Origin of the sequence: Gordonia sp. i37 (assembly GCF_002043085.1) — a bacterium.
Classification (GTDB): Bacteria; Actinomycetota; Actinomycetes; order Mycobacteriales; family Mycobacteriaceae; genus Gordonia; species Gordonia polyisoprenivorans.
In genome coordinates, this window is record NZ_MVPX01000549.1 from 1 (window position 1) to 8,700 (window position 8,700).

At 66.0% G+C, this 8,700-nt stretch carries 9 protein-coding genes; 3 read left to right on the top strand and 6 right to left on the bottom strand.

Annotation, left to right across the window (positions count from 1 at the left end):
- Positions 1-363 precede the first annotated feature (363 nt).
- Together B1964_RS27265 and B1964_RS27270 are read right to left on the bottom strand one after the other, a co-directional pair.
- A complete protein-coding gene (locus B1964_RS27265; protein ID WP_079932044.1) occupies positions 364-927 on the bottom strand; it encodes a dihydrofolate reductase family protein in 564 nt (187 codons plus the stop codon).
- A gap of 40 nt (positions 928-967) precedes the next feature.
- Positions 968-1,993: a bile acid:sodium symporter family protein gene (locus B1964_RS27270; RefSeq protein ID WP_020170679.1), complete on the bottom strand. Its 1,026-nt coding sequence runs from the start codon at positions 1,991-1,993 to the stop codon at positions 968-970.
- Positions 1,994-2,083: 90 nt separating this feature from the next.
- Between B1964_RS27270 and B1964_RS27275 the strand changes: the two genes are divergently transcribed.
- A complete protein-coding gene (locus B1964_RS27275) occupies positions 2,084-2,917 on the top strand; it encodes a LysR substrate-binding domain-containing protein (RefSeq protein WP_006367706.1) in 834 nt (277 codons plus the stop codon).
- A gap of 9 nt (positions 2,918-2,926) precedes the next feature.
- Here the strand turns inward: B1964_RS27275 and B1964_RS27280 are convergent, their stop codons facing one another.
- The 3 genes from B1964_RS27280 to B1964_RS27290 all read right to left on the bottom strand — a co-directional run bounded on the left by B1964_RS27280 (position 2,927) and on the right by B1964_RS27290 (position 5,416).
- Positions 2,927-3,871 (bottom strand): glycoside hydrolase family 43 protein, encoded by a 945-nt coding sequence (locus B1964_RS27280; RefSeq protein ID WP_079932045.1) that lies wholly within the window; start codon positions 3,869-3,871, stop codon positions 2,927-2,929.
- A gap of 84 nt (positions 3,872-3,955) precedes the next feature.
- The gene (locus B1964_RS27285) at positions 3,956-4,471 is read right to left on the bottom strand and encodes a GNAT family N-acetyltransferase (RefSeq protein ID WP_079932046.1); all 516 of its coding nucleotides are present in this window, start codon (positions 4,469-4,471) and stop codon (positions 3,956-3,958) included.
- A gap of 63 nt (positions 4,472-4,534) precedes the next feature.
- Positions 4,535-5,416, bottom strand: a complete 882-nt coding sequence (locus B1964_RS27290; protein WP_079932047.1) for an SDR family oxidoreductase — start codon at positions 5,414-5,416, stop codon at positions 4,535-4,537.
- 85 nt (positions 5,417-5,501) lie between these two features.
- Between B1964_RS27290 and B1964_RS27295 the strand changes: the two genes are divergently transcribed.
- Positions 5,502-6,080: a TetR/AcrR family transcriptional regulator gene (locus B1964_RS27295; RefSeq protein ID WP_079932048.1), complete on the top strand. Its 579-nt coding sequence runs from the start codon at positions 5,502-5,504 to the stop codon at positions 6,078-6,080.
- 8 nt (positions 6,081-6,088) lie between these two features.
- Positions 6,089-6,922, top strand: coding sequence for a chromosome condensation regulator (locus tag B1964_RS27300; RefSeq protein WP_079932049.1), 834 nt, complete (start codon positions 6,089-6,091; stop codon positions 6,920-6,922).
- 39 nt (positions 6,923-6,961) lie between these two features.
- Here the strand turns inward: B1964_RS27300 and B1964_RS27305 are convergent, their stop codons facing one another.
- Positions 6,962-8,449, bottom strand: a complete 1,488-nt coding sequence (locus tag B1964_RS27305) for an MFS transporter (RefSeq protein WP_139765895.1) — start codon at positions 8,447-8,449, stop codon at positions 6,962-6,964.
- Between the last annotated feature and the right edge of the window lie 251 nt (positions 8,450-8,700).

An 8,700-nucleotide genomic window follows, 5' to 3' on the forward strand; every position in this document is an offset into this window, starting at 1 on the left:
GGTCAGTCTCGAGGTAAGTCAGAACACCCGGTCAAGCCCTACCTACATTCTCACCGTCTCGAGGCTCGCCGCACGCGGCTCACACCTCGACCATCGGGGGGAAGCGTTCGAATGACGCTCCGGGCCTTCCCATCCGATGGTCGAGGTGCCGTGGAGCGATAGCGACGAGCCTCGAGACCCCTCTCGCCGATGAGTATCCCCACCACCCGTGGAACCGAACCAGCACCGGCGCAAGCGGTCTCGAGGCTCGCCGCACGCGGCTCGCACCTCGACCATCGGGGGGAAGGGCCGAACATCCGGGGGGGAAGGAGCGAGCAATTCGGTGAGAGGAATGAGCGGCAGATAGCGATGCCCAGCGCACCCTCACCTAGGGGCGTAATGCAGATAGACGGTGCCGTTGGCGAAGGTCCGCTGCTCGATGAGCCGAAGGTCGAGGGCAGCGTCGGCGGGCAGGGCACGCAGTCCCCCTCCGACGATCACGGGGACGACGAACAGCCGGAAACCGGAGACCATTCCGGCGCGGATTGCAGTAGCCGCGGTGGTCGGCCCGAAGATCTCGACCGAGCCAGGAGCGCTCTCGGTGAGCTGCCGTAGTTCTGCGGTGTCGAGCTCTCGTACCAACCGCGAGCGATCGGAGGAGAGATCGTCGGGACTCATCGTCGTCGACACGACCACTTTCTCGATCGTCTGCCATCGGCGGGCGAACTCATGTTCTGCAGCCGTCCAGCTCCCGTCCTCCGGAGGGCTCTCCCAATACCGCATCAGGTCATAGGTCTTGCGGCCCAACACCTCTGCGGAGGTCTCCGCCATCCGACCAACATGCATGTCGAAGATCTCCGCATCCGGAGCACCCCAACCGAAATCGCCATCGGCGTCGGCGACGTAGCCGTCGAGGGACATGCTGGTGGTGTACATCAACTGTCCCATGCGCCGACCTCCTCGTGGCGAAATCTCCGTGGCGCACACCCTACGGAGAACGGACCACGAAATCCAGAGTCGGGTCATCGCTCGGGGTACCTGCGCGCTCAGCTGCCATACGGCCGTGGTGGGCGGCGAGCATCGAGCACACCAGCAATTGGATCTGATGAAAGATCATCAAGGGCAGGATGATCAGGCCCACCGGCGCTCCAGCGAAGAGTACTGCGGCCATGGGCAGACCGGCGGCCAGACTCTTCTTCGATCCGCAGAACTGGATGACGATGGCGTCGTCGCGACCGAAGCCCAAAGCCTTTGCAGCCCATCGGGACAACACCAACACCACTCCGAGGACGCCTGCGCACACCGCCATCACCACGGCGATCGACCCCACGCTGACCGACGACCAGATGTGCTCGGCCATACCGGCGCTGAACGCGGAGTACACGACCAGCAGCACCGAGCCGCGGTCGACGGTCTTGGTCAGCAAGGGGTGTCGTCCAAGCAGTCCGGCGACCAGCGGCCGACACACTTGGCCGGCAAGGAACGGAAGCAGCAACTGAAGGATGATCTCGCCGAACGATTCCGCACTCACGTGGACTCCGCCGGTGGTGGTCATGAGGGCGACGACGAGCAAAGGGGTCAGCACGACTCCGAGAAGGTTCGACAACGACGCCGACACGATGGCCGCCGGGACGTTTCCGCGGGCAACCGAGGTGAACGCGATCGACGACTGCACCGTGGACGGCACGAGACAGGCGAACAGCACACCGGTGTAGAGGGCACTGCTCAGCACGTGTGGGGTCAGCACCCGCAGCGCGAGGCCGATCAGCGGGAACACGACGAAGGTGACCGCCAGAACCGTCAGATGCAGTCGCCAATGGCGTGCTCCCGCCATCGCCTCGGCGGGCGAGAGCCGCGTGCCGTAGAGGAAGAACAGAAGCGCGATGGCCGCTTTCACCATTCCGTCGAGAATCGTCGCCGCCGCGCCCGCGACCGGAAACACCGATGCGAGCGCCACCGTCGCGAGGATCGAGAGCACGAATCCGTCGATGGGGAGCTTCCTGAGCAGTCGCATGAGACATAAGTCAACGCCCGTCGGAGCCATTCGGAAACACGTTGACCACGATTATTGTGATCGAGTTTGTCGATAACTAGCCTGAGATGTGTGCTCGATCCCACCGCGCTGCGCACCTTCCTCACCGTCGTCCACACCGGCGGGTTCTCAGCCGCGGCACGCCAGCTCGACGTCGGGCAATCCACTGTGTCCGGCCACATCGCCCGCCTGGAGAAACAGGTCGGCAGAACGCTGTTGCGACGCGATACGCACTCGGTCGAGCTGACCGCGGACGGCTCGGTGATGGCCGGCTTCGCCCGCTCTATCCTCGACGAGTGCGATCGCGCGCTGAGTTATTTCACCGATGACGGCATCACCGGACGCATCCGCTTCGGGGTGTCGGAGGACCTTGTGGCCACGGGGACGCCAGAGATCCTGCGCCGCTTCCGGACCGACCACCCGCGCGTCGATATCGAGCTGACCATCGGACTCAGCGAGGACCTCCACACGAGCCTACGTGCGGGTTCACTGGATCTGGTTTTGGCCAAACGCAATCCGGGCCAACGGCACGGACAGTTGATCTTCACCGAACCGCTGGTCTGGGCGGGCGCGCCGGACACTGTCCTGCGGCCTGGTGACCCGATTCCACTCGTGACCTTTCCCGAACCCAGCATCTCGCGCACCGCTGCGCTCGCCGCACTCGCCGACGCGGGGCTCGATCACCGCATCACCTGTGTCTCCAACAATCAGCAGGGGTTGCGCGCCGCGGTGCTGGCCGGGCTCGGTGTGATGGTGCATGCGCGTCGGCTCCTGCCCGCCGACGTCGTCGAACTCGACGGCCTGCCCGACCCGGGACTCACCGAGGTCGTGGTGATCACCCGGCGGCGGCCGGCGACGCGCGCCGAGGCAGCACTCCTCGCTGTACTGCGGTCCGCGACGTGGTGAGTTCCCGCATCACACCGGCTCGCGAATCACTCCCGCGTGTCGCACCGTTCCGGACAGGCCCGGCAGTTCTTTGGGAGCCGTCCACGTCCGCAGACCGTCGCCACTGTCGGAGTAGAGGTATTTTCCCCTGGTGTAGGCGTCGAAGTACATCCGCCATGCCCCACCGGGCAGTTGGATGACCGACGGCCCTTCCACGAAGGTGCCCCAATTACCCGGTGCGACAAAGGTGTAGGGCCCGGCCAGGGTGGGGGCGACGGCGTGCTCGATGACCTTCTTGGTCTCGTTCTTGGTGAATGCGTGGTAGGTCGAACCCGCCTTCACGATGGTGGTGTCGATGTGGTCGGCGCCGATTCCCGCGAGCGGCACCGGCGGCCCCCAGTTCCGCAGCGAGGAGTCCGTCGCCGTCATCAGATACGGGATGAACCCACCGCCGGTCGACATCGACAAGATGATGTTGACGCGACCGTTCTCGACGAACCAGTCCGGCGCCCACGCCTTGGTGGTGAACGGCGACAGTGAGGGCAGGTCGCTCGACCCGGCCGAACCCGACGAACCCAGCGCACCCAACGATCCCTTGCCGTCGCCGGTACCGGGGAGAAGGAAGCAGCAGAACGGGACTGCCAGGTTCTGCATGAACGTCCAGTGGGTGAGGTCGGTGCTGCGCGCGAACCCGATACTGGCGCCGGCGGCCGTGGTGTAGGTGAGGTAATACGACCCGTCGGTGCTGCGGAAGATCCGTGGGTCGCGCACCAACCCGGACGGCGGACGATACGCCGCCTTCTGGAGGACGTCGAAATGAGTGCCGTCGACGGACTGGTAGACGTCCATGTCACGATCGCTGGCGTTGCTGAACGCCACCATCGTGTATCGCCACCCGGATTGTGGTGCGGCTCCGGCCGTCCCGGGAACGGCGAACAGCAACCCCGCGACAGCCAGGATCGCCGATATCGCCACGCATATCGTCCGCTTCGTCACCGAAGCAGTATCGGTGATGGGCGACAATTCAGAAACACCTCGGCTCACACGGGTACCACATCGTTATCCCCCGGTTTCGCCTGAGATGACTTTTCTCGCAAGGAAGACCAGGTCGTAGGTCCCGACATTCCGGCGACGGAACTCTCGAAAACCGAAACGGTTATACAGGCGAATGTTCGCGAGACTGCGCTCACCGGTGAACAGTTCGAGTCTGGTGACAGCACTGGGCAACCACACGTCGACCGCGTCGAGCAGACGACTGCCCAAACCCCTCCCCTGCAGGTCGGGCGCGACCGTGAGACGACCGAGTTCAGCGGTGTCACCGTGCAGGGTGAGTCGTACTGCGGCGACCAGACGTGCTCCGGAGGCGATTCCCAGGGCGATCACCTCCGGGCTCCGTAATTCGTCGACGATCTCGTCGACGGTCTGATCCAGCGGGGGCAGCTGCAGGTCGTTGTGCAGCTTCGCCTCGGTGACATACGCGGCCCGTTGAAGAGTCAGAATCTCACCGGCCCGCTCGACACCGATCCGGTGGACGTCACCGAAGTCGCGGTCGGACGAATCGACGTCGGTCGTCATCGGTTCGCCTTTCTGACGCTGAGGCCCGGCTTCGGGACCGAACTCGGACGCCAATCCTATGTCTCACGGTTCGATGTTCTCCAGATCCTCGAGCAGGCTCGGATGCGCCGGCGTCCAACCGAGCGCTTCGCGGGTGTGCGTGCTCGTCGAGGGTTGATCCACCGCGAAGATCGGACCGAACGCACCGAAGCTCTCGGTGGGAATCTGCTGCACCGGCAGTCCGAGCCGCCTGCCGATGACCGAAATGATGTCGGCGACTGTGTCGCCCTCGTCGGCGACCGCGTGCCACGCTGTCCCGGCCGGCGCCGATTCCAGCGCGAGGCGGAACAGTGTCGCGGCGTCGCGGGCGTGCACGGCCGGCCAGCGCTGTGTGCCGTCGCCCGGGTATCCCGCCACGCCGCTGCGTCGTGCCTGTTGGGTCAGCAGGCCGGCGAACCCACCCTCACCATGGTTGTGAACCGTCCGCGGCAGACGAATCGCACTGGGGCGCACGCCTTTCGATGCGAGGTCGAGTAGCGCCATCACCGATCGCGCCCGGCCGCCGACGGGACCGTCGGTGGGCAACGGATCGGCCTCGGTGGACGCGCGCCCCGGAATCCACGGCGTGCCCGACACCGTGACGATCGGACGGTCGGTGCCGATGAGCTCATCCCCGATCGCCGACAACGCGGCGGTTTCCTGGGTGATCGCCGCGGCCAACGCGTCGGCTCCGTGGTCGCCGTGATCGAAGGCGAGGCTGATCACGCCGTCGGACTGCGCGACGCCGGAGCGCAGCACGTCGAGATCGGACAACCCGCCGCGCAAGACCTGCGCACCGGCGTCGGCGAGTGCCTGCGCGGACCGGTCGGAGTGAGCGAGGCCAAGCACGGTGTGGTCGTTACCGAGCAACTCTGAGACGACGGCGGAGCCGATGGTGCCGGTACCACCGGTGACGAGGACGTGCATGGATCTCTCCTGACGAGTGATGCGACTGTTGTCTCATCACTGTAGCGCGCTGACGGGACATGTGTCGCATCACTATGATGGCCACATGGCTCGATGGGAACCCGGCGCGCGCGAGCGCCTCGTCCTCGCCGCAGTGGACCTGTTCAACGAACACGGCTACGACGCGACGACGGTCGCGCAGATCGCCGACCGTGCCGGAGTCACCCGCAGCACCTTCTTCCGGCACTTCTCGGACAAGCGCGAGGTGCTGGTGGCCGGCCAGGAGACGCTCAGCCGCCTGATGGCGGAGGGAATCGCCGAGGTATCCGCCGACGCGACACCACTCGGCATGGTCAGCGCGGGTCTCGAGCGTGCCGCCGGCGAGATGGGGCCGATGAATCGGGAACTCGGACCGAGACTCAGCGCGGCGATCGCTGCCAGCACCGAACTCCAGGAGCGCGACGCCCTCAAGAGCGTCGGGCTCGCCGCCGCGATGACCGACGCCCTCATCACCCGCGGCGTTGCGGATGCGACCGCGCGGGTCGCCGCCGAACTCGGTGTGCTCGCCTTCAAACAGGGATACGCGAAGTGGACCGAGGGCGAGAAGGACGACGGCGCGCCGCTCGTGCCGTTCGTACTCGAAGCGCTCAGCGAATTACGCTCGGCCGCAGGGTCACTGGGCTGATCCCGCACATGAACACGCTGGCCGCAGGCCGACGACACTCGGTCGCGTGTCGGGAGGACGGGACGGCAGCGGCGACCGGCGACGGTCGCGCCGGCGAATGTGACGTCTCGTCGTGGTCGGGTATCTGTGCCGTGGCTGCCGGCAACGTGCATGCCGCGCGCAATACCGGCCGCTCCCATAGCGTCGGGTTGCGCAGCGACGGAACGGTTCTCGCCACAGGATGGAACGGTGACGGACAAACCGACATCGGCCGATGGCGTGAGATCGTCGCCGTGGCAGCCGGATGGAGAACCACTCTCGGCCTCCGCTCGGATGGCACCGTTGTCGCGACCGGTCGCACCGCGGAGGGTCAGTGTGATGTGGCCGCGTGGAAAGACGCCATCTCGATCGCGTGCGGAGACTGGCATTCGGTCGCCGTATTGGCTGACGGCACAGCACTATCCACCGGCAGCAATCGGCGCGGGCAGTGTGTGGTCGGCGGCTGGCACGACCTGATCGGCATCGGCGCAGGCTACCTGCACACCGTCGGCTTGCGCGTCGACGGCACCGCGCTGGCCACCGGCGACAACACCGGGGGCCAGTGCGATGTCAACCGATGGCGCACCGTCGTCGCGGTGTCGGCGGGCAGCCACCACACGGTGGCGCTCCTCGCTGACGGAACCGTGCGGGCGGTCGGCGACAATCACCACCGACAGTGCGAGGTCGCAGAGTGGCGTGGCGTTACTGCCGTCGCGGCCGGATCTGCGCACACGCTCGGACGTCTCGACGACGGAACCGTCATCGCGACCGGAGACAATTCGCATGGTCAGTGCGACGTGAGGCCCTGGCGCCTGCATCGATGACCTGCCGCTCACCCGAGCGGCGCGCCCCCGCGTGGCAAGTCAGGTACTCGCCGCGGAGGCGCTACGGCCTGCAGCGACGGCCGACGCGAGGGCAGCCAGTGCTGCGAGAGCAGCGAAGCCGAGCAGCACCAGCCAGGCCCAGTGCGCCGCCCCCACCAGTGCATTGTGTGCCGCGCCGGCCGGATCGGATGCGTCGCGTCTGCTGTCGTGTCCGGCAACGTGCAGGGTCAAGGTGACAACGGCAACGCCGGTGGCCACTCCAACATTGCGGGACAATGCGATCAACGATCCGGCGGTACCGGTTCCGCGAGCTGTGGCCGCGGCCATCACCGAGGCGTTGTTGGCAGGTACGTACACCCCGAGGCCGATGCCGAGGACCGCCAATGCAGGGACAATCCACGCAATCTCGGTCGGCCGGGACGCGAGCGCCACAATCGCTCCGAGAATCGCCACACATCCCACATCGGTGCGCATGGAGTTTCCGGCCCAGGAGTGCAGCCACGCGGTGGAGGCAACGGTCGCCGTGAGGAATCCGGCGGGCATCGCGAACAGGATCACGCCGGTCGCCGACACCGACCAGCCCAGTGGGACGAGAAGTTGCGGGATGAGCACGGTCGGCGCGATCAGCAAGAGATAACTCACCATGGCGCCCAGCGCGCCGATCGCGATCTGTGGGGTGCGCAGCGTCGGCGGATCGATCAGCGGTGCGCCCGCACGCTTTTCTCTCCGCCAGAACACCGGGAGAATAAGTGCGGGACTCACGAGCAGGATGAGTGACCCGACCAACCCCAGCGGCAAGCCGGAGAGCCCGGACAGACCGACCAGCAGCCCGATGGCGGCCAGCGTGAGCAGAGTGGTTCCGGGCCAGTCGAATCGGGGCATCGAACGCCGTTGTGTCGCGTCGGGCAGGAGCACAAGCGCCGAGACCACCGCGACGACACCGATCGGAACGTTCACCCAGAAGATCGACCTCCATCCGAAAGCGTCGACCAGGAAGCCACCGCTCATCGGCCCGAGCGCCAGGCCCAGAGACTGCACGGCGGCTTGGACGGCGAGCCCGTCGCGCAATCTTTCCTTGGGAATGTTCTCGGTGACCATTGCGATGGCGTTGCCGGCAATCGCGGCTCCACCGGTGCCCTGCAGCACCCGAAACGCGATCAACGAGGCGAGGTCCGGCGCGATGCTGCAGAGAATCGAACCGACCGTGAACATCGCATACCCGTAGAGATACAGGTTCTTGCGTCCCCAGCCGTCACCGAGTCGCGCGCATGGCGCGACCAGCGCCACCACCGTCAGCACGTAGGCCACCGACACCCACTGTGCCGACGCGAGCGACGCGTCGAAGGACCGCTGCAATGACGGCAGTGCCAGTGTGACGATGCTCGAGTCCAGCTGAATCATGAACGCGCCGAAGCTGATTCCGGCGATGGTGTACCAGTGGGACCGCGAGGACCGCTCGACCCATTCCGGTCGCCGGGGCAACTTCATGGCCGGCCGACGAATGCGCACTGCGCCTGCACTGTTCACGATCAGCCATTGTGCCCATCATCAGGCTCTCCGGCGTGGGACTCGCCGAATCATCGGAGCTGATGCCCTACATGGAGAGAGGATTCCGATGAACGAAGCGATTCACTTCGCCGATCGGCGAGTTCATGTCGCCGATGGACTTGATCGCGGGACGAACCAGGACGCACCATGTCCAGCGCTAAACCTCGATCCACCGATCGGCTTTTGAGGTGTGATGAAAGGTGTTGAGCATGTTCAGGCCGGTGATGGGC